General features: G+C 62.8%; 17 protein-coding genes, 1 tRNA gene and 1 pseudogene. 14 read left to right on the top strand and 5 right to left on the bottom strand.

The genetic code is table 11. The features are described 5' to 3' along the window. The first annotated feature begins 456 nt into the window (after nt 1-456). Nucleotides 457-2,166: a sulfatase-like hydrolase/transferase gene (locus AAFX91_RS06205; RefSeq protein ID WP_394565878.1), complete on the top strand. Its 1,710-nt coding sequence runs from the start codon at nt 457-459 to the stop codon at nt 2,164-2,166. Nucleotides 2,167-2,278: 112 nt separating this feature from the next. Here the strand turns inward: AAFX91_RS06205 and AAFX91_RS06210 are convergent, their stop codons facing one another. Continuing rightward, nucleotides 2,279-3,838, bottom strand: coding sequence for an ABC transporter permease/substrate-binding protein (locus tag AAFX91_RS06210; protein ID WP_282528374.1), 1,560 nt, complete (start codon nt 3,836-3,838; stop codon nt 2,279-2,281). Then, a complete protein-coding gene (locus AAFX91_RS06215; RefSeq protein WP_130582998.1) occupies nt 3,835-4,623 on the bottom strand; it encodes an ATP-binding cassette domain-containing protein in 789 nt (262 codons plus the stop codon). Before AAFX91_RS06215 ends, AAFX91_RS06210 begins: the two co-directional genes overlap by 4 nt. Nucleotides 4,624-4,748: 125 nt before the next feature. On the opposite strand from AAFX91_RS06215, the gene AAFX91_RS06220 reads away from it, so the two are divergent. The 13 genes from AAFX91_RS06220 to AAFX91_RS06280 all read left to right on the top strand — a co-directional run bounded on the left by AAFX91_RS06220 (nt 4,749) and on the right by AAFX91_RS06280 (nt 18,036). Continuing rightward, nucleotides 4,749-5,585, top strand: coding sequence for an ABC transporter ATP-binding protein (locus AAFX91_RS06220; RefSeq protein ID WP_394565879.1), 837 nt, complete (start codon nt 4,749-4,751; stop codon nt 5,583-5,585). Then, nucleotides 5,585-6,367 (top strand): ABC transporter permease, encoded by a 783-nt coding sequence (locus AAFX91_RS06225; protein WP_394565880.1) that lies wholly within the window; start codon nt 5,585-5,587, stop codon nt 6,365-6,367. The genes AAFX91_RS06220 and AAFX91_RS06225 overlap by 1 nt, the downstream gene beginning before the upstream one ends. A gap of 175 nt (nt 6,368-6,542) precedes the next feature. After that, the gene (locus tag AAFX91_RS06230; RefSeq protein WP_394565881.1) at nt 6,543-7,571 is read left to right on the top strand and encodes an ABC transporter substrate-binding protein; all 1,029 of its coding nucleotides are present in this window, start codon (nt 6,543-6,545) and stop codon (nt 7,569-7,571) included. A gap of 9 nt (nt 7,572-7,580) precedes the next feature. Beyond that, the gene (locus AAFX91_RS06235; protein ID WP_394565882.1) at nt 7,581-8,282 is read left to right on the top strand and encodes an NUDIX hydrolase; all 702 of its coding nucleotides are present in this window, start codon (nt 7,581-7,583) and stop codon (nt 8,280-8,282) included. Between the two features lie 10 nt (nt 8,283-8,292). Then, nucleotides 8,293-9,249 (top strand): polyphosphate kinase 2 family protein, encoded by a 957-nt coding sequence (locus AAFX91_RS06240; RefSeq protein WP_394565883.1) that lies wholly within the window; start codon nt 8,293-8,295, stop codon nt 9,247-9,249. A gap of 653 nt (nt 9,250-9,902) precedes the next feature. Continuing rightward, complete coding sequence (locus AAFX91_RS06245; protein ID WP_130583003.1) at nt 9,903-11,462, top strand: 2-isopropylmalate synthase; 1,560 nt, start codon at nt 9,903-9,905, stop codon at nt 11,460-11,462. A gap of 347 nt (nt 11,463-11,809) precedes the next feature. After that, complete coding sequence (locus AAFX91_RS06250) at nt 11,810-12,238, top strand: hypothetical protein (protein ID WP_394565890.1); 429 nt, start codon at nt 11,810-11,812, stop codon at nt 12,236-12,238. Nucleotides 12,239-12,315: 77 nt separating this feature from the next. After that, the gene (locus tag AAFX91_RS06255; protein ID WP_394565884.1) at nt 12,316-13,020 is read left to right on the top strand and encodes a lytic transglycosylase domain-containing protein; all 705 of its coding nucleotides are present in this window, start codon (nt 12,316-12,318) and stop codon (nt 13,018-13,020) included. A 1,041-nt stretch (nt 13,021-14,061) separates the two neighbouring features. Continuing rightward, nucleotides 14,062-15,063 (top strand): TRAP transporter substrate-binding protein, encoded by a 1,002-nt coding sequence (locus tag AAFX91_RS06260; RefSeq protein ID WP_394565885.1) that lies wholly within the window; start codon nt 14,062-14,064, stop codon nt 15,061-15,063. A 167-nt stretch (nt 15,064-15,230) separates the two neighbouring features. Beyond that, on the top strand, nt 15,231-15,806 hold the full coding sequence (locus AAFX91_RS06265) for a TRAP transporter small permease (protein WP_130582369.1): 576 nt from the start codon (nt 15,231-15,233) through the stop codon (nt 15,804-15,806). Then, nucleotides 15,803-17,128: a TRAP transporter large permease gene (locus AAFX91_RS06270; protein WP_394565886.1), complete on the top strand. Its 1,326-nt coding sequence runs from the start codon at nt 15,803-15,805 to the stop codon at nt 17,126-17,128. The genes AAFX91_RS06265 and AAFX91_RS06270 overlap by 4 nt, the downstream gene beginning before the upstream one ends. Nucleotides 17,129-17,241: 113 nt before the next feature. Beyond that, nucleotides 17,242-17,787: a Spy/CpxP family protein refolding chaperone gene (locus AAFX91_RS06275; RefSeq protein ID WP_130582367.1), complete on the top strand. Its 546-nt coding sequence runs from the start codon at nt 17,242-17,244 to the stop codon at nt 17,785-17,787. Between the two features lie 173 nt (nt 17,788-17,960). Further along, a tRNA-Lys gene (locus AAFX91_RS06280) sits at nt 17,961-18,036 on the top strand. A 175-nt stretch (nt 18,037-18,211) separates the two neighbouring features. Here the strand turns inward: AAFX91_RS06280 and AAFX91_RS06285 are convergent. The 3 genes and pseudogenes from AAFX91_RS06285 to AAFX91_RS06295 form a co-directional block, all read right to left on the bottom strand. After that, entirely contained in the window at nt 18,212-19,738 is a 1,527-nt protein-coding gene (locus tag AAFX91_RS06285; RefSeq protein ID WP_394565887.1) for a hypothetical protein, read from the bottom strand. A gap of 672 nt (nt 19,739-20,410) precedes the next feature. Continuing rightward, nucleotides 20,411-21,631 (bottom strand): tyrosine-type recombinase/integrase, encoded by a 1,221-nt coding sequence (locus tag AAFX91_RS06290; protein WP_394565888.1) that lies wholly within the window; start codon nt 21,629-21,631, stop codon nt 20,411-20,413. An 858-nt stretch (nt 21,632-22,489) separates the two neighbouring features. Then, nucleotides 22,490-22,882 (bottom strand): annotated as a pseudogene (locus AAFX91_RS06295) (recombinase family protein); the annotation flags it as partial.

Raw genomic sequence — 22,882 nt, forward strand, 5'->3', positions numbered from 1 at the left:
TGGCACTTCCCTGACATTGGTTTCGGACTGCGTTGTGTCCGCTCCAGCAGAACGGACGTGCGGCTGCATCGGGCAGCTTTATCCCAGAGGGCGGCGCCCTCACCGAGCAGATCGCCGACGACCACGAGGCCCGTGGCGATACCGATACGCACCTGCAACCAGGTCGTATGGCCCGCATCGAGCTTGGCCACGGCTTCGATCAAGGCGGGGTCCGCGCGCACCGCCTGTTCGGCGCCCTCCTCATGTGCCGTTGGATTGCTTGCAGGGGACGTCCTTTGCCCGTCTGCCGCACGTGGATTTACCCTGCCTCCCGCCCGCGGCCGCAAATTCATTGCGCATTCATGACGATTACATTACGGTTTTGTGACGCGACGCGGGTTCCGGCTGCGTCGTCCGCCTCCTGGTCACCTCCAGCCAAGGCGAACTACTGCGCCGGGGAATGTTGCGTCGTCAGCCATGGCGCCCGCGCCAAATCAAGGTTCTTCGATTGCCGCGATTGCGGGCGGCTTGGCCGCGATCGGCATCTGGAGCCTGCTCGCCGTCGCCGCGCCACAGATGGCGGCGCTCGCGATCCTGGTGCAGACCGAGACCGATTTCGGCTCGCGCCTCTGCTTCCTCTTGTCCTGGGGTACACTTAACTTCTTCTTCATTGCGCTGCTGCGGCGGCCGGCGCTATCGGGGGCGCTGTCGCTGACGCTGGTGGTGGCGTTGGTGCTGCTCTCGCGGTTCAAGCACGAAGTCGTGCAGATGACCGCGAACTTCGTCGACCTGATGGTGGTCGACCACGACACCGCGTCCTTTCTGCTGACGATCTTCCCGAATCTGCGCTGGTCGTTGATCGGCGCAGGCGCCGTCACGCTGCCCTTGATGTATGCGCTGTGGTGGCTCGATCCGTTTCGCGTCCGTCGCCTGCCGGCGCTGGCCTGCAAGCTGGCGTGCCTTGCCGCGCTGGCCGGATACGCCGTCACCTGGCCGGATGAGGATTGGCGCGGCTATTACGACGACGGCTATCTCTCGAAATTCGCTCGCTCGGGCGTCACGGCGGTTTCCGATTTCATCAACTACGGCTTCATGGAGTCGGATGCGGTCGCGAGCGAGCACCTCAAGATTCCGCTGGTGGATTCCTGCCATCCGGCCGGCCGCCGGCCGAACATCATCCTGATCCACGATGAATCGAGCTTCGATATCCGTGCGGCCGAAGGCGTCAGGATGCCGCCGGGCTACGGCGCGCAGTTCAAATCCTATGACGGCGTGGAGCGAAAATTCCTGGCCGAGAGCAATGGCGGGCCGAGCTGGTTCACCGAATACAACGTGCTCGCGGGGCTCTCCTCGCGCTCCTTCGGCCGTTTCGCCTACTTCGTCACCCGCATCGCCTCCGGCCGCGTCGAGCGCGGGCTGCCGCTTGCGCTTCGCCGCTGCGGCTACAACACGCTTTCGCTTTATCCGGCGTTCGGCGCCTTCATGAGCGCGCGCAGCTTCCAGGCCACGACCGGCATCCAGCGCTTCTACGACGCGCGCGATCTCGGCGCAAAGGATGTCGAACCCGACCGCTTCTTTTACGACAAGGCGCTGCGGCTGATGGCGGAGCAGCCGCCCGGCGCGCCGCAGTTCACCTTCGTCTATCTCGCCGCCAACCATTTCCCGTGGAAGACGCCCTTGCGGGCGGACCTGACGCCGTCCTGGCGCCCGCTCGGCAACACGCCCGTCATCGACGAGTATCTGCGCCGGCAGGCGATGAGCGCCAGCGACTATGCCGCCTTCGTCGCGGGACTGAAGAAGAAGTTTCCGGCGCAGCCGTTCCTGATCGTGCGCTATGGCGATCACCAGCCGGAATTCGCGCCGCATCTTCTTGACCCGAGCCTCGATGCGGCCGGAATCGGCAAGAAGCTCGAGAAGTACGACCCGCGCTATTTCGCGACCTACTATGCAATCGACGCCATCAATTTCGAACCGGTGAAATCGCCGGCCGTGATGGAGACGATCGATGCGGCCTATCTGCCGCTGGTGATCCAGGAAGCCGCCGGCATTCCGCTCGATCCCTCGTTCGAGGAGCAGAAGCACATCATGCTCCGCTGCAACGGCCTGTTCTATGCCTGCAAGGACGGCGCCGAGGCGCGCCGCTTCAACCGCCTCCTGATCGACGCGGGTGTGATCAAGGGGCTGTGAGGGGCGCTATTCCCACTTCTCCGTCATTGCGAGCGAAGCGAAGCAATCCATCTCGCCGCAAGCGGAGGCATGGATTGCTTCGTCGCTTCGCTCCTCGCAATGACGAAGGGATTCACTTCGTCCCGATCTTCTCCCACAGCCAGCGCGCCACCGCGTCCGGCGAGGAGGAGCCATCATTGCCGGCGGCGCGCAAATTCGCTTCCCGCATCGCGGCGATATCGATCCGTCCGAGCAGCGGCTGCAATGCCGCGCGCAGCTTTGCATCATCCTTGCGCTTGGGCGCGAGCAGCATCACCGCGTCATAGGGCGGGATCGCGTGTTTGGGATCGCCGAGCACGACGAGATCATATTTCGCGATCAGCCCGTCGCTGGTATAGCCCGCGATCACGTCGACATCCCCTGAAGCGATGGCGGCATACATGAAATCCGGCTGCATCTGCCGCTGGGTCCGGAACGACAATCCGTAGGCTTGTTTGATGCCGGCCCATTCCGGCCGCGAGAAGAATTCGTAATCGCCGGCGATCGACATCGACGGCGCGAGTGCCGCAAGATCGGCGATGGTGTGGATGCCGAGCGCTTCCGCACGCTGCTTCGGCATGATCAGCGCATAGGCGTTCGCAAAGCCGAGCTCGCCGAGCAGCGTGATGTCCTGTTTCGCCAGGATCGCCTTCAAGTCGGCCAGCAGCTCTTCGCGCGGCCGGATGTCGGTGTGATGGAACTGGTTGGCCCACAGCGTGCCGGAATAGTCGACATAGACGTCGATATCGCCGGCCTTGAGCGCATCGAAGATCACGCTGGAGCCGAGACCGGCGCGCGTGGTCGCGGACAGCCCGTCCGCGTTCAGCCGCTGCGCGATCAGGGCTGCCAGCACATATTGCTCGGTGAAGGTTTTCGCGCCGACGACATAGTTCGACGCCGAGCGCGCCATCGTCGGCACTAGCGTCGCTGCGACCAGCGCCGCGATGCCGACGGCGCCGAGCGCGGCGCGCAGCCGGCTGCGGTGGCGCAGGCCGTTCTCGATCAGCGCCAGGAGCTGGTCGACCGCGAGCGCCAGCGCGGCGGCGGCGAGGCAGCCGAACACGACGAACACCCAGTTCTGGGTCTGCAGCCCAGCAAAGATGTAATTGCCGAGGCTGGTCTGCCCGATCGGCGTCGACAGCGTCGCGGTGCCGATCACCCACACCGCCGCCGTGCGGATGCCGGCCATCATCACCGGCAGCGCCAGCGGCAGCTCCACCATGAACAGCGATTGCCGCGGCGTCATGCCGACGCCCTGCGCCGCCTCCGTCAGCGCCGGGTCGACGCCCGACAGGCCGGTGATGGTGTTGCGCAATACCGGCAGCATCGAATAGAGCGCGAGCGCCAGCACCGCCGGCAGGAATCCGAAGGCGGAGAAATCGAAGCCGAACCAGGACAGCGTCAGCGCCGCCAGCACGAGTAGCAGCGGATAGAAAAGCGCCAGCAGCGCGAGCCCCGGCACGGTCTGCACGATGCTGGCGAAGCCGAGCAGCGCGCCGCGCAGCAGCGGCCGGTTGCGCGCGACGATCGCCAGCGGCAGGCTGACGATGAGCCCGAGCGCGAGCGCAGCCAGGCTCACGCGCACATGGTTGCCGAGATAATCGGGCAGATGTGCGAGCGCCTCGGTCCAGCGCGGATCGGAAAACAGGCTCATGCGGCGCCGTCCCCCGGCAGCAATTTGCCGAGCCGTTCCGCCTGCCGCCGCGGCGTGTGCAGGAGTTTTTCGACGTAAGGGTCGGTGCTCTCGGAAAGCTCCACCGGGGTGCCCTGCGCGAGCAGCCTGCCTTCGTGCATGACGGCGACGCGGTCGGCGAGCAAAAGCGCCTCCGTCATGTCATGGGTGATCATGACGGTGGTCAATTTGAGCCTGCGGTGCAACTCGCGGAAATCATCGCCGAGCGCATCGCGGGTGAGGGGATCGAGCGCGCCGAACGGCTCGTCCATCAGCACGATGCGCGGCCGTGCGGCCAGCGCCCGCGCGACGCCGACGCGCTGGCGCTGGCCGCCGGAGAGCTCATGCGGCAGCCGCTCCCGATACTGCGCGCCATCGAGCTGCACCAGTTCGAGCAGTTCGTCGACACGCGCGGCGATCTCCGCCGCCGGCCAGCCGAGCAGCTTCGGCGTGATGCCGATATTGGCGCCGACGGCAAGATGCGGAAACAGCCCGCCGCTCTGGAAGACATAGCCGATGCGCCGCCGCAAGCGGATCGGATCGACATTGCGCACGTCCTCGCCTTCGACCATGACGCTGCCGCTGTCGGCCTCGATCAGCCGATTGGCTAGCCGCAGCAAGGTGCTCTTGCCCGAGCCGGAGCGGCCGACGATGGCGAGGAACTCGCCCTCGGCAACCTCCAGCGAGACATCGTCGACGGCGACCACGCCGCCGTTGGCGAAGGTCTTGCCGACCTTGGTGTAGGCAATGAGTGGTCCGTTGGACAATGCTGTTCAAACCTCGCGCTGCGGCCCCATCCGGGAGATCACAGATCAACTAGCACGTCGCGATGCCGCGTTGAACTTGTCCGCACGAGAGGCTAAGGCATCCTCCCGAACAGGGAGGGAACGTGGTGGACAAGGCCAAGCCCACAGCCAAGCCCACAGCGGTGGCGCTCGAGGATGCGACGGTGGCGTTTCGCCTTGCGGACGCCCGCGTCTACACCGCCGTCGAGAAGGCGCGCCTTGCGGTCGCGCATGGCGAATTCGTGGCGATCGTAGGCCCCACCGGCTGTGGCAAGTCGACCTTGCTGAACGTGGCCGCCGGCCTGCTGAAGCCGGCCGCGGGCGCGGTCAGGATCTTCGACCAGCCGCTCACCGGATTGAACCGCGATGCCGGCTACCTGTTCCAGGCCGATGCGCTGTTCCCCTGGAAGACCGCGATCGACAATGTCGCGATCGGGCTCGAGATCAAGGGCACGCCGCGGCAGAAGGCGCTGGAACAGGCGCAGGCCTGGCTGACCTCGGTCGGGCTCGGGGCGTTCGCGAACCGCTATCCGCACATGCTCTCCGGCGGCCAGCGCAAGCGCGTCGGGCTCGCACAGGTCCTGATCCGCGATCCAAAAATCCTCTTGATGGACGAGCCGTTCGGCCCGCTCGATGCCCAGACCCGGCAGGTGATGGGCAATCTCCTGCTCGAACTGTGGACCGCCGACCGCAAGGCGGTGCTGTTCGTCACCCATGACCTGGAGGAGGCGATCGCGCTCGCCGATCGCGTCGTCATCATGTCGGCCGGCCCCGGCTCGCGCATCATCGGCGACTGGCGCGTGGAGCTGCCGCGTCCGCGCGATATCTTCGAGGTGCGGCTGGACGAGCAGTTTCACGAACTGCATCGCGAAATCTGGGGCGTGCTGAAGGAAGAGGTGATGAAGGGTTACGCGCAATCAACGCAAGCCGGGGGAGCCGACTGATGTCCCGCGCCGCGCTGCTGCTCTGCCAGCTCCTGGTCGCCGTCGTCGCGCTGGCGCTGTGGCAGCTCTTTGCCACCGTGCCGGTGTTCGGCCGCATCTGGCTGCCGCCATTCTTCTTCTCCAATCCCATCGACGTCGTCAGCCAGATCGTCAATTGGTTCTCGACCGGCGTGATCTGGAAGCATCTTGCGATCACGCTGTGGGAATCGATCCTCGCTTTCGTGATCGGCTCGGCGCTCGGCATTCTGGTCGGCTTCTGGTTCGCGCGCCAGCCGCGCGTCGCCGCCGTGTTCGACCCTTACGTGAAGATGACGAACGCTCTGCCGCGCGTCGTGCTGGCGCCGATCTTCGCGCTATGGTTCGGCCTCGGCATCTGGTCCAAGGTCGCGCTCGGTGTGACCCTCGTTTTCTTCATCGTGTTCTTCAACGTCTATCAGGGCGTCAAGGAAGTGAGCACGACCGTGCTCGACAACGGCCGCATGCTCGGCATGAGCGAGCGGCAATTGATGCGGCATGTCTATTGGCCGTCGGCGCTGTCGTGGATGTTCTCCTCGCTGCATACGTCCGTTGGCTTTGCGGTGGTCGGTGCCGTCGTCGGCGAATATCTCGGCGCCGCCGCCGGCCTCGGCTATCTGATCCAGCAGGCGGAGGGCGTGTTCGACGTCGCCGGCGTATTCGCGGGCATGTTCGTGCTGTCGGCCTTCGTCATCCTGATCGACATGGCCGTGACGCTGGTCGAGCGGCGCCTGCTGGTCTGGCGGCCAACGGTACGCGCATTGTAGGATTGTAGAATCGTAGGGTGGGCAAAGCGCAGCGTGCCCACCTTTCTTGCACCGACCGTGGATGGTGGGCACGCTTCCCTTTGCCCGCCCTACGGGACCGCGCCTCGCGATGACGGCGGAGCTTCTCAACGCCTGCGCGCTGCTTTATCTTGCGGCCAATGGAATGGAGACGATCATGAGGAAACTGTTTGGCCGGTTCGCGGGCGCGCTGCTGGCGCTGGTGCTGACGTCGGGTCTCGCTGCGGCGCAAAGCAAGGTCACGATCGCGGTCGGTGGCGGCGCCTGCCTGTGCTATCTGCCGACGGTGCTCGCCAAGCAGCTCGGCGAATATGAGAAGGCGGGGCTCGCGGTCGAGCTGGTCGATCTCAAGGGCGGCTCGGATGCGCTGAAAGCCGTGCTCGGCGGCAGCGCCGACGTCGTCTCCGGCTATTTCGATCACTGCGTCAATCTCGCCGCCAAGCGGCAGGAATTGCAGGCCTTCGTGGTCTATGACCGCTATCCCGGCCTGGTGCTGGTGGTGTCGCCCAAGCACACCTCAGAGATCAATTCGATCAAGGACCTCGCCGGCAAGAAGGTCGGCGTCAGCGCGCCCGGCTCCTCGACCGATTTCTTCCTCAAATATCTGCTCAAGAAGAACGGGCTTGATCCCACCAGCGCCTCCGTGATCAGCGTTGGCCTGGGCGCGACCGCGGTCGCAGCGATGGAGCAGGGGCAGATCGATGCCGCCGTGATGCTCGATCCCTCCGTCACCGTCCTGCAGGGCAGCCATGCCGACCTGAAGATCCTGAGCGACACCCGCACCCAGCACGACACGCTCGCGGTGTTCGGCGGCGAGTATCCGGGCGGCGCGCTCTATTCGACCGCGGCCTGGGTCAAGTCACACGAGAAGGAGGCGCAGGCGCTCACCAATGCGATCCTCGCCACGCTCGCCTGGATCCATTCGCATTCGCCTGATGACATCATGGCCAAGATGCCCGAGGAGATGGTCGGCAAGAACAAGGAGCTCTATCTCGCCGCCCTGAAGAACACGATCCCGATGTATTCGGAGACCGGCAAGATGGACCCGAAGGGCGCCGACGCGGTGCTGGCGGTGTTCAGCGAAGGCTCGCCGGAGGTCGCCAAGGCCAATATCGACGTCAGCAAGACCTACACCAACAGGCTGGTCGAGCAGGCGAAGAAGACCACGGGGACGGGTGCGAAGTAAGCCCGCCTGATGACGCCACCTTCCATTCATCGGGTCACCTCGCTGGACCTCAAGGTGCAGCCATGGGCGTGGCCGTTCGCACAAGCGCGGCGCGCCGAGATCGATGCGCATTTCGCCGAGGCACAGCGCGAACGGCCGAACCTCTGGAACGGCCGCGTGCTCCTGGGACGCAGCGCCGCGTTCGAAGGCGAGCGCTTGAGCGCGAGCTATTTCGAGACCGATTTCGCGAGCTTCCTCGCCTGGCGCGACTGGGGCTTTCCGGACAAGGGCGTATTCAACGGCTTTGGCATGGGCGCGCTGCTCTCAAGCGACGGCGCGTTCGTGCTCGGCGAAATGGGGCATCACACCTCGAACCCCGGACGGGTCTACTTCCCGTCGGGCACGCCCGATCTCGACGACATCAGGGGCGACATGCTCGATATCGCCGGCAGCGTCGCACGAGAGGTGGAGGAGGAGACCGGGCTCACGCCCGCCGACTACCGCCCCGATGCGCATTGGGATTGCGTCTTCACCGGCGTCGCCATCGCCATGATGCGGATCCTGTATGTCGACATGCCCGGCGATGCCTTGCGCGCGCGGATCGAAAGCAATCTCGCCTTGCAGGAAGAGCCCGAACTGGCGGCGATCCGCCTGGTGCGGGGGGCCGGCGACCTCACCGCCACGATGCCGCGCTTCGTCACCGCGTTCATCGAGATGCATCTGAGCAGGTAAGAAAGGGCCCATGGGCAAGAAATCGAAGCTGCTGGCCGACGAGCTGAAACCTTTCGTGGAGCCGTTCCGCGTCGACGGTTCGGAGCATTTTCACCTCAAATCGCTCAAGACCAATGAGAAAGGCGGCATCGACAAGGTCGTGGGCGAGGAGATCATCGAGGCCAATCGCAGGCGGCTGAACGATTTCCAGGAGAAGCTCTACGCCCAGGACCGCTGGTCATTGCTCCTGGTCTTCCAGGGCATGGATGCGGCCGGCAAGGACTCCGCGATCAAGAGCGTGTTCGAGGGCGTCAATCCGCAGGGCTGCGAGGTCAGCTCTTTCAAGCAGCCGTCTTCCAAGGAGCTCGACCACGACTTCATGTGGCGTTCGATGATCGCGCTGCCCGAACGCGGCCGCATCGGCATCTTCAACCGCTCCTATTACGAGGAATGCCTGGTGGTGCGCGTGCATCCCGAAATCCTCGCCAAGGAAAAGCTCCCGCCGCGGCTCGTCACCAAGAACATCTGGCGCGAACGCTTCGAGGATATTTCGGCGATCGAGCGCTACCTCTCGCGCAACGGCATCGTGGTCCTGAAATTCTTCCTCAACGTCTCCAGGCAGGAACAGCGCGCGCGCTTCCTGGGGCGGCTGGAGGAGCCGTCGAAGAACTGGAAGTTCTCGATGGCCGACGTCAATGAGCGCGCGCTGTGGCCCCGCTACATGGCCGCCTACCAGGACATGATCCGCCACACCGCAACCCGCGACGCGCCCTGGCACGTCGTGCCGGCCGACCACAAATGGTTCGCCCGCGTGGTGATCGGCTCCACCATCGTCAGCGCGCTCGACAAGCTCGATCTGCATTTCCCGAAGGTCGACAACTCCGAACGCAGCGAATTCAAGCACGTCCGCGAGGCGCTGCTGGCGGAAGGGAAGGGCGGGGCGGGGAAGAAGGCCAAGACGGGTAAGGCAGGGAAGGAGCCGAAGTAGCCCTCTGCCGTCATTCCCCGCGAAGGCGGGGAATCCAGTACGCGCAGGCTTCTCGGCTCAAACTCCAGTCTCTGGGATACTGGATCGTCAGGTCAAGCCGGACGATGACAGCTAAGCTCGTGAGCCACCCATCCTGCGACGCTGTCATTCCGGGGCGCGCCTCTTGGCGCGAGCTATGATGTGCAATTGCACATCAGAGAATCCATCAGGCCGCAGGCGCAGGTGGCGAAATGGATTCCGGGCTCGATGCTGCGCATCGCCCCGGAATGACGGCGGCCCCGTATTTAGGTCAGCCCCACTGACCATCTTTTTACCGTTGCGGCGGGGCGCTCACTTCGTCTAGAAACGCGCTCGGAGGTGGCCTCGGCAACCAACCGTCAACGGTTTTGACCGAGATTTTGGCCTCCAAAGGGTACTGGCAATGCTGATTCGCAGCGGAAACGATGGAATCCTGACGGGAACGGCTCAAGTCGCCCCCGCGATTCCGGCTGCGTCGCTGCCGACCCACCTTCTTGGCGGGCTTCTGCTTCTTATCGGCCCCTGAGGGCCGTCTGGGCATTTGCGCCTGGGCACTCAGGGGTTGCGTGAGAACGACAGAAACCCTTCAGCGCTCAGTGATAAGGTAGCGCGACCGACCCAAAGGAACTTTGCAGATGACCACCGCCAACAAGTCCGAGAAGGACCGCGTAATCATTTTCGACACCACGCTGCGTGACGGCGAGCAGTGCCCCGGCGCCACCATGACCTTCGAGGAGAAGCTCGAGGTTGCCGAGCTGCTCGACGAGATGGGCGTCGACGTCATCGAGGCCGGCTTCCCCATCACCTCGGAGGGCGACTTCCAGGCGGTCAGCGAGATCGCCCGCCGTTCCAAGAACGCTGTCATTGCCGGCCTGTCCCGCGCGCATCCGAAGGACATCGACCGCTGTGCGGAAGCGGTGAAATTTGCCAAACGCGGCCGCGTCCACACTGTCATCGCGACTTCGCCGCTGCACATGCGGGTGAAGCTGAACATGACGCCGGAGCAGGTGATCGAGACCTCGATCGCCAACGTCAGCCGCGCCCGCAACCAGATCGACGACGTCGAATGGTCGGCCGAGGACGGCACCCGTAGCGAGATGGATTTCCTCTGCCGCATCGTGGAAGCCGTGATCAAGGCCGGCGCTACCACGGTGAACATCCCCGACACCGTCGGCTACACCACGCCCGACGAGTACACCCACTTCATGCGCACGCTGATCGAGCGCGTGCCGAACTCCGACAAGGCGATCTTCTCGGTCCACTGCCATAACGACCTCGGCATGGCCGTGGCCAACTCGCTGGCCGGCATCGTCGGCGGTGCCCGTCAGGTCGAATGCACCGTCAACGGCATCGGCGAGCGCGCCGGCAACGCCGCGCTCGAAGAGATCGTGATGGCGATCAACGTGCGCAACGACAAGTTTCCGTACTGGAACAGGATCGACACCACGCAGCTGACGCGCGCCTCGAAGCTGGTGTCGGCGGCGACCTCGTTCCCGGTGCAGTACAACAAGGCGATCGTCGGCCGTAACGCGTTCGCGCATGAGAGCGGCATCCACCAGGACGGCGTGCTGAAGGATGCCTCCACCTACGAGATCATGCGGCCTGAAATGGTCGGCCTGAAGCAGTCCTCGCTGGTGCTCGGCAAGCACTCCGGCCGCCATGCCTTCGTCCACAAGCTGGAGGAGATGGGCTACAAGTTGGGTCCGAACCAGCTCGAGGATGCGTTCGCGCGGATGAAGGCGCTCGCCGACCGCAAGAAGGACATCTACGACGAGGACATCGAGGCGCTGCTCGACGAGGAGATCGCCGCCGCCTACGACCGTATCAAGCTGACCTCGCTGACCGTGATTGCCGGCACCCATGGCCCCCAGCGCGCGACCATGAAGCTGGATGTCGACGGCCAGACCCGGATCGAGGAAGCCGAGGGCAACGGCCCGGTCGATGCCGTCTTCAACTGCATCAAGCGCCTGGTGCCGCACGACGCCAAGCTCGAGCTCTACCAGGTGCACGCGGTGACCGAAGGCACCGACGCGCAAGCCGAAGTCTCGGTGCGCCTCGCCCATGACGGTCGCTCGATGACCGCGCGCGCCGCCGACCCGGACACGCTGGTGGCGTCGGCGAAGGCCTATCTCGGCGCCCTCAACAAGATCGTCATGAAGCGCCAGCGCGATATCCCCGCGGCAGTCGCGGGCTAGGGGCCACGCCCACCGCTGTCATTCCGGGGCGCGCGTCAGCGCGAGCCCGGAATCCATCGGGCCGCAGGCGCAGGCGGAGGAATGGATTCTCTGATGTGCAATTGCACATCATAGCTCGATGCTTCGCATCGCCCCGGAATGACAAGAATCAGTGGGGGCGGAAGTGAGCGAACGCCACTTCCAGCGCCCGCATTAACCTTAATCCCTGATCTTTTCCGCTCACCGTTCCGCGGTGTTCACTTCCGCCGCCAAGCCGCCGCATTGAAACTTAGCCTTCGATCTCCGATGAAACGCGAGATCAGATGAGGGCGGCTCTCATCCTTGTTGGCCTCGGTACGCTTGCGGTGATGGAGATGCAGACTCCGCCGCGCGCGACGAAGTCTGTCGAGACGCAGCCTGCTCAGGCAACCCTGAGCTTCGCGGCATCTGGCGATACGCTGACCGCAGCAGACCGGAACGAAATCCCGCATACGCAGCAGCAGGCGTCGGCCCAGCAGATCTTCTCTCCCGAACCAATCGCGCCGCCGGTTCAATCCGCCGCGGTTGCACCGGAACCCGCGCCGATCGTTGAAGCGACTGAGCGCGCAGTCCCAGCCGCAAAACCCGCTGTCGTGCTGCCGAAACCTCGACCGAAGCAACTGCCCAAGCACGAGCTTGCCAAAGCAACGGCAAAGACCACGCGTTCCAAACCGACTGTCGAGGCCAAATCCTGTCAGCCCGGCGCCTTCGACGGCCTGTTCAAAGCATTGAGCCTGCCACTGGGATGTCAGACCTAGCGCAACAATCCTTTGCCTTCGAAGGGGTGGCTGACGCCAGGCCGCGGCATCCCATGCCCAGGTCCATGCCGAAGTCCATGCCCACGTCGAACCCGGCAGGCCGCGCAGTTGAAATCAGGCCGCCTGACCCGGATGAGCGTCGGACGATTGTGCCGGCGCGGCAGTGGCGGTCGATCGAAGCCATCTCCATCGTGCTGGCGGTAGCGATCGCGTTGGCCGTCACGGCAAGCCTGTTCTTGTTTCGCGACGTTCAGTTGAAGGACGAGGCGATCGATCAGGCCGCGATCAGGGCGCTGGTCGAGCGCATCATCACGGCTGAATCAAACGGCGACCCGAATGCCAGGAACAAGCGCTCGAGTGCGACCGGAGCCGCTCAGTTTCTCGACGACACATGGCTCGAAGCCGTTCGAAGACACCGACGCGATCTGGTCCAGGGACGCAGCGACAAGGAAGTGTTGGAGCTGCGTCGAGATGTCGGGCTTGCCCGAGAAATCACCGCACGCACGATCGAACGAAATGCCGCGATGCTGAGCAAGCGCGGCCTGCCGATCACGCCGGGTTCTCTCTACCTCGTGCATTTTGCCGGACCGGCAGGCGCGGTGGCGTTGCTGACCGCGGCGGAAAACGCCGACGCCGCTTCCCTTATGGCCGCCGCCGACGTGACGGGCCGCACCACCCGCGAGAAGCTGGTCAATGCCAATCCGTTCCTCAAGATGCTGACGGTGGGCGATCTCAAAACCTGGGCCGATCGCAAGATGGTGGTGGGCAATTCACCCGGGTGATCGTGAGACGCTGTCATTGCGAGCGAAGCGAAGCAATCCATGCCTACGCTTGCGGCACTATGGATTGCTTCGCTCCGCTCGCAATGACGATGTGGATACTTTGGGTGCGACAAATCAACCCGACGGGCAAATCAGCAGAAACGTGTCCATCCCTCACGCGAAAAATAATCCGCTTTCGCCGTCGGGCAAATCAATGATTTAACTCCGCGCGTCTCACCCGAATGAGGGGCGGATCGCGATCGTCACGAACGTTGCGGTGAGATGCGGTGGACGCGGGTGTCACGACTGACGAGCGTGGCACGCGTGGACGGCGAAGTCGTGTGGTCCTGGCGCCCCGACGCTGGCGCTAAGTTTTTCGCGCGAAGAAGTTCGCGCTTGAGATGACGGTGGCAAGAAAGCCCGGTCACCGGGGAGAGCACGAAGTAAGCCGTAAACCATCGCGCAGGGAAAGCCGGAATGCTTCGGTTGAACCTGTGGTCCTACCCCCGTGCTTTTTGTTGCACGGGACCCATGGGTGCAACCGGCACCCGGCTTTCCCTGCGCCCTCTGTTCGATGAGAGGGTGAAACGAGACGCAAAGCTCGGGCGCAACGCGCTGCGAGAACGCGGACTCACATCCCGTCCGTTGCTTGACAGATAAATCAGGACTTATCCCGTCATTGCGAGCGGAGCGAAGCAATCCATGCCTCCGCGTGCGGCGCGATGGATTGCTTCGCTCCGCTCGCAATGACGCACCAGGAGAGAGCAGCGCACTCAACTCTTTCCCTCAGCCTGAGGAGGCCGCGCCGCGGCCGTCTCGAAGGCCGAGGCCACCCGGCGGGGCCTCATCCTTCGAGACGTCTGCTGCGCAGGCTCCTCAGGATGAGGGGCAAGCAGCGTGCACCTTGGACAGATCGTCGCACTTTTGCGGCGCAACATGCGCGGTGATGTCGGACCCTGCTAACGGGCAATGGCAATTTGGTCGGCTTCTCTGTATTGGTGCGGCTGGGATACGAAACTTGGGGCGGGTGATTGCGCGCCCCGCAATAAAGCGGGAGGAAACATGCGTAAGTTGGTGTTGGCTGCGGCATCGGTCGTGGCAATTGCGTTTGCCGGGCCGGCGGCGGCGGACGATCCGATCGTCATCAAGTTCAGTCACGTCGTCGCAACCAACACGCCGAAGGGGCAGGCGGCCGAGAAGTTCAAGGAACTGGCCGAGAAATACACGGGCGGCAAGGTGAAGGTCGAGGTCTACCCGAACTCGCAGCTTTACAAAGACAAGGAGGAGCTCGAGGCCCTGCAGCTCGGCGCGGTGCAGATGCTGGCGCCCTCGAACTCCAAGTTCGGCCCGATCGGGGTCAAGGAATTCGAGGTGTTCGATCTGCCCTACATCCTTCCTGACCTCGCCACGCTGCGCAAGGTCACCGACGGTCCGCTCGGCGCCAAGCTTCTGAAATTGCTCGAGCCGAAGGGCATGATCGGCCTCGCCTACTGGGACAACGGCTTCAAGCAGATGAGCGCCAACAAGAAGCTGATCGAGCCGGCGGACTACAAGGGACTGAAGTTCCGGATCCAGTCATCGAAGGTGCTGGAGGCGCAGTTCCGCGCGCTCGGTGCGATCCCGCAGGTGATGGCGTTCTCCGAGGTGTACCAGGCGCTGCAGACCGGCGTGGTCGACGGCCAGGAGAACACCTGGTCGAACATCTACACCCAGAAGATGCACGAGGTGCAGAAGTACATCACCACCACCAATCACGGCTATATCGGCTACATCGTGGTCGTGAACAAGAAATTCTGGGAGGGCCTGCCGCCCGACATCCGCGAGCAGTGCGACAAGGCGATGAAGGAAGCTACCGCCTACGGCAACGGCCAGTCGCAGAAGGAGAACGAGGACGCGCTCGCCGAGATCAAGAAGACCGGCAAGAGCGAGATCATCACGCTGACGCCGGAGCAGGACGCCGCGATGCGCAAGGCGATGGAGTCGGTCTACAAGGACGTCGCCAAGCGCGTCGGCCAAGGCCTGATCGATGAGTTCCTGAAGGAGACTAAGGGCGCGACCAACTGATCGTGTGATGGTTTTGCGTCGATCGTGAAGCGAGCTCTGATCGCCTCTCCCCGCGTGCGGGGAGAGGCCGGAATTCAAGCTGCGCTTGAATTCCGGGTGAGGGGCTGCCCTCTCCCCGTAAGAACGGGGGGAGGGCGCCGCGAGCGAAACTCCTTGGGGGAACATTGATCCTGCTCCGCATCCTCGACCGGCTGGAGGAGATATTGATCGCGACGCTGATGGCGGCCGCGACTCTCATCATCTTCGTGGCCGTATGCCATCGCTATTTGATCGGCATTCCCTTGCTCTATCCGATCCTGTTCCCGATCAACCTGTCCTGGGCGCAGGAACTGTGCATCTACATGTTCGTGTGGGTGGCGAAGTTCGGCGCGGCCTATGGCGTGCGCACCGGCATCCATGTCGGCGTCGACGTGGTCGTCAACCAGTTGAGATCGCCGTGGCGCAACATCGTGGTGCTGTTCGGCCTGTTCTGCGGCGCCTTCTTCACCGCCGTGATCGGCACCATGGGCGCGAAATTCGTCTACGGCCTGATGCACACCGACCAGGTCTCGCCTGATCTCGAGATACCGAGCTGGATCGTCTATCTCTGCATTCCGCTCGGCTCCTATTTGATGTGCTTCCGCTTCCTGCAGGTCGCCTGGCATTATTACTGGACCGGTCAACTGCCGCATCACGACCACGCCCGTGTCGAGGGCGTCGAGGTCGATGCGCCCGGCGCTGGCGTCGCGGAGGTGACGCGATGACCAGCCTCTTCATCTTCGGGCTGCTCATCGCCCTGATGCTGACGGGCATGCCGATCTCGATCGCGCTCGGCATGACCGTGCTCAGCTTCATCTTCACGATGACGCAGGTGCCGACGGAATCGGTGGCGCTGAAATTGTTCACCGGCATCGACAATTTCGAGATCATGGCGATTCCGTTCTTCATCCTGGCCGGGAATTTCCTGACCCATGGCGGCGTCGCCCGCCGCATGATCGCCTTTGCGACCTCGATGGTCGGGCATTGGTACGGCGGGCTCGGGCTCGCCGGCGTCATGGCCTGCGCGTTGTTTGCTGCGGTCTCGGGCTCGTCGCCGGCGACCGTGATCGCGATCGGCTCGATCATGATGCCGGCGATGGTCGCCCAGGGCTTTCCGAAGCGCTTCGGCGCGGGCGTGATCACGACCTCGGGCGCGCTCGGCATCCTGATCCCGCCCTCGATCGTGATGGTGATCTATTGCGTGGCGACGGGCGGCAGCATCGCGCTCGATCCGGCCGGCCATCGCGTCTCCTCGGCGTCCGTCGGGCAGATGTTCATCGCCGGCGTGATCCCCGGCCTGATGCTGGCGGCGCTATTGGGGCTCACGACGTTCTACCGCGCCTGGCGCAATGATTATCCGCGGCTGCCGCGCGCGAGCTGGGCGGAGCGGTTCACGGCGTTCCGTCGCTGCGTCTGGGGATTGTTGCTGATCGTGATCGTGCTCGGCGGCATCTACGCCGGCATGTTCACGCCGACGGAGGCCGCCGCCGTCAGCGCGGTGTACGCCTTCGTCATCGCCGTGTTCGTTTATCGCGACATGTCGCTGAAGGACGTGCCCAAGGTGCTGCTCGGCTCGGCCAATATGAGCGCGATGATCCTCTACATCATCACCAACGCCGTGCTGTTCTCGTTCCTGATGGCGAACGAGAACATCCCGCAGCAGATCGCGGCATGGATCACCGCGGCCGGCGTCGACTGGATCATGTTCCTGCTGGTGGTCAATCTGCTGCTGCTGCTCGCCGGCAACGTGATGGAGGCGTCCTCGATCGTGCTGATCATGGCGCCGATCCTGTTTCCGGTGGCAGTCAAGCTCGGGATCCATCCGGTGCATCTCGGCATCCTGATGGTGGTCAACATGGAGGTCGGCATGTGCCATCCGCCGGTTGGCCTCAACCTCTATGTCGCTTCCGGCATCGCCAAGATGGGCATCACGGAACTGACGATCGCGGTGTGGCCGTGGCTTTTGACCATGCTGATCTTCCTCGGTCTCGTCACCTACGTTCCCGAGATCTCGCTGTGGCTGCCGCGCGCGCTCGGCATGTTGTGAAGACTTAACCATGGGGGATTACATCTTGGTAAGGGAACGCTCCCTGTCCAAACTGTAAGTTGCGGCGCGGGCAGGGCGGTCTCATCCTCAGGCAACCTTCAAAGGAGGTTCGCATGAAGAAAGTTTTGCTCGCCAGCGTCGCGGCGCTCGCCATCGCCGGCTCGACCATCGCCTACGCCCAGCATCGCCCGTGGATGCATGGCCCGATGCGGATGAACCCGGAGGACCGCGCGGCCTTGCTCGATGCACGGATCGCCGCGGTCCATGCCGGGCTCAAGCTCAACGCCGACCAGGAGAAGCTGTGGCCGCCGGTCGAGGCCGCGGTGCGCGATTTCGCCAAGCTCCGGATCGACCGGGCCAATGCGCGGATGGAGGCGGAGAAGAACGCCGATGCGCAGCAGAAGCCGGATGATCCGGTCACCCGGCTGCGCGAGCGCGCCGACAACATGGCAGCCAGCGCCGCCGCGCTGAAGAAGATCGCCGACGCCGCCGATCCGCTCTACAAGACGCTCGACGACAACCAGAAGCGCCGGCTCACCCTCCTGACCCACATGGACCGCCGCTTTGGGGGTGAAGGCTGGCGCCGCCACCGCTTCGACCGCGACGATCGGGGCGACCGCGACGGCGGCTTTGACCGGGGCGGCTCCGGCAGGCTCTGAGCTCGCCGATTGGCAATCGACCAACCATCGGAAAAGCCGCCGGAATCCGTCGGTTTTTCCTAGTCCCGGGCGCCTTGCCAAAGCACGGGAAAACCTCATCCAGCTTGCTGGACATCGCGGGGGCGCTTTGCTAAACGACGGCCCTCGCAACGAGGTCCTCCGGACCCGTTTCCGGGCGCATAGCTCAGTTGGTAGAGCAGCTGACTCTTAATCAGCGGGTCCCAGGTTCGAGCCCTGGTGCGCCCACCATCCTTAAGGGATTGGCCCGCAAGGGCTTTTTTTAAATTCCTCGGCAGAACAAACCGGGTCTCGTGCGACGCTTTTAATGGTCGTACGTCGCACGCCGTGCGACGAGTCGGATAATTAGGGCCGAAGCCCATCCACCGCTGAAACGCGCAGCCAAATGAGACCTACCGGTCTGCGTTCAGCTCTTCATGCCTTCCTTCCGCACCTGCAATTCAAGCCTGTCGATACCGGAATCGGCGCGAGCCGCATTGCGGGCGCGGTAGTGCTTCACGATAGTCTGCGCGCTTCGGTATGAATGCCCAGTGATGTCGCAGATCGTCAGCAAGTCGCAGCCAGCCCGATCGAGAAGCATGACGCAGGTATCGCGTAGGTCTTGGTCGTGCTTTTGGTCGAGTTCGCCGGCGCCGTTGACGAACATCAGCGCCGGGCAAGGCTTTAGACGCCATGCTGTCTCATGGCCATTGCTGTCGCGAGCGGTCTGCGCATCCAGCCATTCCGCTAATGCGCGCTTGCGCTGATCGACCGCTCGAGCGCGCTGCGCCTTATTCTCCTCATCGAGAGGAAAGGGGGCGAACAGCTTGTCGCCGTTCTTAATCAGTTCGGCGTTCAGTCGCTCTGCGCGGACAATTGCCTGGCGCGCGTTGTCGCACGCAAGAAAGCCAAAGATTGCGACGGCTCGGGCGGTCGACACCCAATGGCGATAGGTACTCTCGTCGTAAGGCTCACCATTGTCCTCGTTGACCACGAGTTCGGGTGGGACCTTATCCAGTTGAAGCCGAAGCTTGAGTTCCTTTATTCGTGCACGCGAGGCATTTAGTCGTGCGCTGAGTTGTGGCGCCTCTTTGATATCGACAAGCTCGCCGGTCTTGCTCTGCCGGAACGCGTGCCGGCCCTCGACGTCGCTCTCATTGCGCATAATTAGACGGTCAGTCTGACGCTGCCCGGTGAACAACGCCAGATGGAAGCTGTCCCCGACCGAAGGCCGTTCGATCGCATCGGCTGCAGCGACCCAAGCGGAAAATTCGGACATCGCAACCTGTACGATGCGTCCGTCTGGATGATCGAACTCCATACCTTCTCGCGGGTTGGGTCCGAGGCGCCACAAGACGCTTTCCTGTCCCCAAGTGAATGCCGCTGAGAGCGTGGCTATCATCGAGAGCGCCATATGATGGCCGCGAGCCGATTTCGCATAATTATAGAAGGCGCGGAATTCCGGTTTGCCGATTGATGTCGGAGTGGCAGTTGCAATCGCCTCGAGTTCTCGTACGGGCTCGGCCACACCGAGCAGCTTGGCGGCACGGATCTCGGCACGCATCCTAGCCGCGGATTCACGTGATTGCGGTCGGTACAAGATGGCGGAGATACATTTGCGATAGGAAGATTGCGAGGCAGACGATAGCGCCTTGAATTCAACCGACTTACTCCAATCGTCCAATAGGTCTTCGATCGTAGAACGCTTCCGGATCGTAATTTTCTTCGGCAGCTTGCCGGCGCGGCGCGCCGCCTCGATTTCTGACTTTCGTTTGTCTGAAAAGTCTGATGCTTCTTGGAGATTGAACCACGCACCGACCGGACGTCCTTTTTCATCGTACGGCGGATGGCGCAAGTCGGCATCGACAAAGCCGAGAGCTCTGGTATAAGCGCCGTGCGACGAGCGAGGACGGCCATCACGCCACTTCACATGGGGAAACTTGGGATCGGCCATAAAGAGCCTCAGTGCCAGTAAGAGATGGCACCCATTGGAATCTAGCGCGATCTAGTCTGTCAAGAGTCGTGCTGGCCGTAAGCTCTCCGCAGCCGCTCGCGGTGATCCTCGTCGCTTGCTGCTGGCGGCGGCGCGAATGCGTCATTAGCAATCGTCTTTGGGCGCATAGGATGATGTCGGGTAAGCCAAGCATCGAAGCCGGTGCATTCCCATTTCAGCGGTCCTCGCTCGCTGATCGGCGAAGGCAAGCCATCGCGCTCGTGCCTGAGGCGGCGCGTGCGATAGAATGTATCCAGAGAGATGCCAATCGCGGCCGCGACCTCGGTCGAAGAATAGGGTGGCTGCATGCTCTCGGGGCGTAAATGCATAATGCCTCGCCGCTCTTGGCCTTTTGACTGAAGTCTTGGTGAAGCAAAATGAGCAGATAAGATTACAGGCGAAAAGCATTCCCCATCGCGCGGAGGGAATTCGGCTTCTTTAGAGTACGAATAGGATGCCCCGGTGCTAACATGTCCGACATTCGTCCGCCGCTCTCGGGGGTTCGCGTAACCGGTGCGGCGAACGAACTCGCGCATCACGAGGGCGCACATTTCACTGGCCGGTCAGCGGACTCGAACGTGCAACCAGACCGTTATGAGCGCCGGAAAGGTGCTTCGGAGCGCGCAAAACCCCTTATTTTGCAGGCATCTTTATCACGTTCGTTTTCGTTTGTTCGCTCCGTTTCTGTGGCGAAGCTGTGGCGGTAGATCGTCGCTTCGGTTTAGCCGTCATCTTCTCAACGGCGTCGGATAGATAGTCCGGGTGATGGTGACCATATACCTTCAGCAGCGTCTCAACGGACATTCCTAAATACCCGGCGGCCTGCCAGGGATCGGTGCCGTTTTGCATCAACCAGGTTGCGGCGGTGTGGCGCAGCGTGTGAGGCGAGATGTTCTTGCCCAAGTTTGCCAGCTTCACGGCGCGTTTGAAAGCTGTCTTGACCGAGGTCACCGGCTGCCCGTTGAATTCGACAAAATGTCGCTTGATGATGCCGCGGGCATGCCAGCGTCGCAGGTGTGCCAACAGACGAGGCGGGATCGGCATTGGAGGCTGACGTTTGTTCGTTTCCTGCTGACCTTGCCGGCGCCGGTAGTAGACCCCACGCTCCAGATCGACAAATGACCGGCCAATGGCCGCAATCGGTGAAGCGGACGCAATGGCGCCCGCACGCGTTCCGCTATAGAGGCCGATAATGATGAACCGCGCGAGATGGCGCAACGGGCGCTTGTCCGTCTGGACTTTCTGGCCCTTCATGGGACCACGATGCACAGTTTGGATCTCTCGAGCTCGCCAACAGATCCAAAGCAGCTTAGCGGCCTGTTCGCGTGTCAACCACGCATCGCGTGGCGGACCTTTCTTCGGCAGCTTTACCTTGACGAGTCCGCGGTGATATCCCTCATCAGCATGATGTTCAATCGCAGCCCGAAGATCCTCCAGATCACGCCTCGAACCGCCATTGTTTCCACGTTTCTTCACGTACTCGTTGCATTTGGCCTTATTGACGTCGCCCAGCATTAGCGTGCCCCAGAAGTCACACAGCCGCTTCATGCGGGAAACGTACTTTTTGGCATCTGCATTCTCTACGAACAGGTCTGGCCGATCGTCGATGAAGATGGAAAGCACATCCGCGATCGGTATTGAATCTATGTCGCGCTCTTTTCGCTGCGGCGAGTATTTGCCGCTGATGTAGTCTCTGAGCGCTTGCTCAGCCCTTCCAATTTCATGTTCAAGGCATCCTGTGCCTTGGTACTTAGTGCCGTCTCGGATGATCCAGGTGGCCGCGTGAGTGAGCTTTCCGGCCTCGTAGCGGGCTGGTCTGAGGTGGAGACGGGCACCTTTACTTCTACGCGGCATCGGCCACGCATCCTTTCAATCTCATTGAGCGTCGTAAACGCTTTACCAGCAATAATCTCGACCGTAAGTCGCCCCCGCTTGGCCTCTCGTCTCAAGCTGCTTTCCGAAATGCTCCGGTCCGGAAATGCGATTGCGGCCGCCACAGACAGCCTCAGTGGGGTATCAGGTCCTATACTCTCCAAAGATGTTGGCGCTGGTTTTCGCATAAATCATCTCACAAATGATTCAGCCGGGCAACGGCGAAGCTTTGACACGCTTCGTTGACTTCGTAGTCACACATTCCGGAGTATCGAGCGGATCAAGCGGCTGCGACGCCACGCCAGCGCGCGCATTCGTTCAGACCTCGGCGAGGCCATTGAATCGCCCCGCCAGAGAACATTCAGGCGATGAAACCAAGCACGTGCTCCGATTATCCCTGGCGTATTGCCAAGCGGTCTGCGAAAGCTGAATGGTCATGAAGCCTTCGATCAACAGAAGCGCACTGCTGTTCGCGGTTCAACTGCAGCTAAAGGAAGGCTGCCACCTCAAGACGCTGCATGCCGAAAGACCGTATCACTCAGTATAGTTTGGTCGCACGTGGAGAATGCGATCATCTTTTTGTAATCTTCGCGTTCGGCGCTTGTCCGTTGAGGGAGGTGATTGACGATAGTTGAAACGTATCAATTGCCGTGTAGGCCTCGAGTGGATAGGGCCGCGTAGGTCGGCGGATGTGCACGGCACGAATTTCAGGGCAGACAAGTGTCGACGACCGTTAGTGTCGGAGGTGGAAAGGCGCCTCCACCGCGCCTTCGCGCAGCTGCGCTGATCGCAACCGAGAACGAATGCTCTCGCAAATGTGGGGTTGGTAGCGTGCCCCCGCTACCAACGGTCACCCCCCCCGCTCGAACGTTTCAGCAGCGGTCCCGGCAACGTCAATTCCGACAAGGATGCCTTGATCTCGATTGCGAGTTCGTCGGTCCCCGGCGGCGCATGAACGATGACGGCTTGGACCAGCTGGCGCAGCGTTGCGACGAGCACGGGCTCGTCGAGTTCCGCAGCCTCTGCGGCGACCTCGGCTAGGCGCCTGATGTCGGCGAGATAGCGCTCGATCGCCGCCGGGTGCACGGTGACGATCTCGGAAGCGGCCGCGATCTGTGCGAGCTCGGCCTTGACACGCTTCCGTTCGGCCGCGAGCTCATTGACCTTCGGGTTGTAGGTGTCGAAATCCGCGCCCTTCGCAATGTTCGTGATCAGGCGATCGATCTCGCGGTC

Source organism: Bradyrhizobium sp. 31Argb, from assembly GCF_043638955.1.
Classification (GTDB): Bacteria; Pseudomonadota; Alphaproteobacteria; order Rhizobiales; family Xanthobacteraceae; genus Bradyrhizobium.

Excerpts from the sequence above, each read along its gene's own strand:
- AAFX91_RS06205 (WP_394565878.1), top strand. The coding sequence starts at position 457 with ATGGCGCCCGCGCCAAATCAAGGTTCTTCGATTGCCGCGATTGCGGGC.
- AAFX91_RS06210 (WP_282528374.1), bottom strand. The coding sequence starts at position 3,838 with ATGAGCCTGTTTTCCGATCCGCGCTGGACCGAGGCGCTCGCACATCTG.
- AAFX91_RS06225 (WP_394565880.1), top strand. The coding sequence starts at position 5,585 with ATGTCCCGCGCCGCGCTGCTGCTCTGCCAGCTCCTGGTCGCCGTCGTC.
- AAFX91_RS06230 (WP_394565881.1), top strand. The coding sequence starts at position 6,543 with ATGAGGAAACTGTTTGGCCGGTTCGCGGGCGCGCTGCTGGCGCTGGTG.
- AAFX91_RS06235 (WP_394565882.1), top strand. The coding sequence starts at position 7,581 with ATGACGCCACCTTCCATTCATCGGGTCACCTCGCTGGACCTCAAGGTG.
- AAFX91_RS06240 (WP_394565883.1), top strand. The coding sequence starts at position 8,293 with ATGGGCAAGAAATCGAAGCTGCTGGCCGACGAGCTGAAACCTTTCGTG.
- AAFX91_RS06245 (WP_130583003.1), top strand. The coding sequence starts at position 9,903 with ATGACCACCGCCAACAAGTCCGAGAAGGACCGCGTAATCATTTTCGAC.
- AAFX91_RS06250 (WP_394565890.1), top strand. The coding sequence starts at position 11,810 with ATGGAGATGCAGACTCCGCCGCGCGCGACGAAGTCTGTCGAGACGCAG.
- AAFX91_RS06255 (WP_394565884.1), top strand. The coding sequence starts at position 12,316 with ATGCCCACGTCGAACCCGGCAGGCCGCGCAGTTGAAATCAGGCCGCCT.
- AAFX91_RS06260 (WP_394565885.1), top strand. The coding sequence starts at position 14,062 with ATGCGTAAGTTGGTGTTGGCTGCGGCATCGGTCGTGGCAATTGCGTTT.
- AAFX91_RS06270 (WP_394565886.1), top strand. The coding sequence starts at position 15,803 with ATGACCAGCCTCTTCATCTTCGGGCTGCTCATCGCCCTGATGCTGACG.
- AAFX91_RS06275 (WP_130582367.1), top strand. The coding sequence starts at position 17,242 with ATGAAGAAAGTTTTGCTCGCCAGCGTCGCGGCGCTCGCCATCGCCGGC.
- AAFX91_RS06285 (WP_394565887.1), bottom strand. The coding sequence starts at position 19,738 with ATGGCCGATCCCAAGTTTCCCCATGTGAAGTGGCGTGATGGCCGTCCT.
- AAFX91_RS06290 (WP_394565888.1), bottom strand. The coding sequence starts at position 21,631 with ATGCCGCGTAGAAGTAAAGGTGCCCGTCTCCACCTCAGACCAGCCCGC.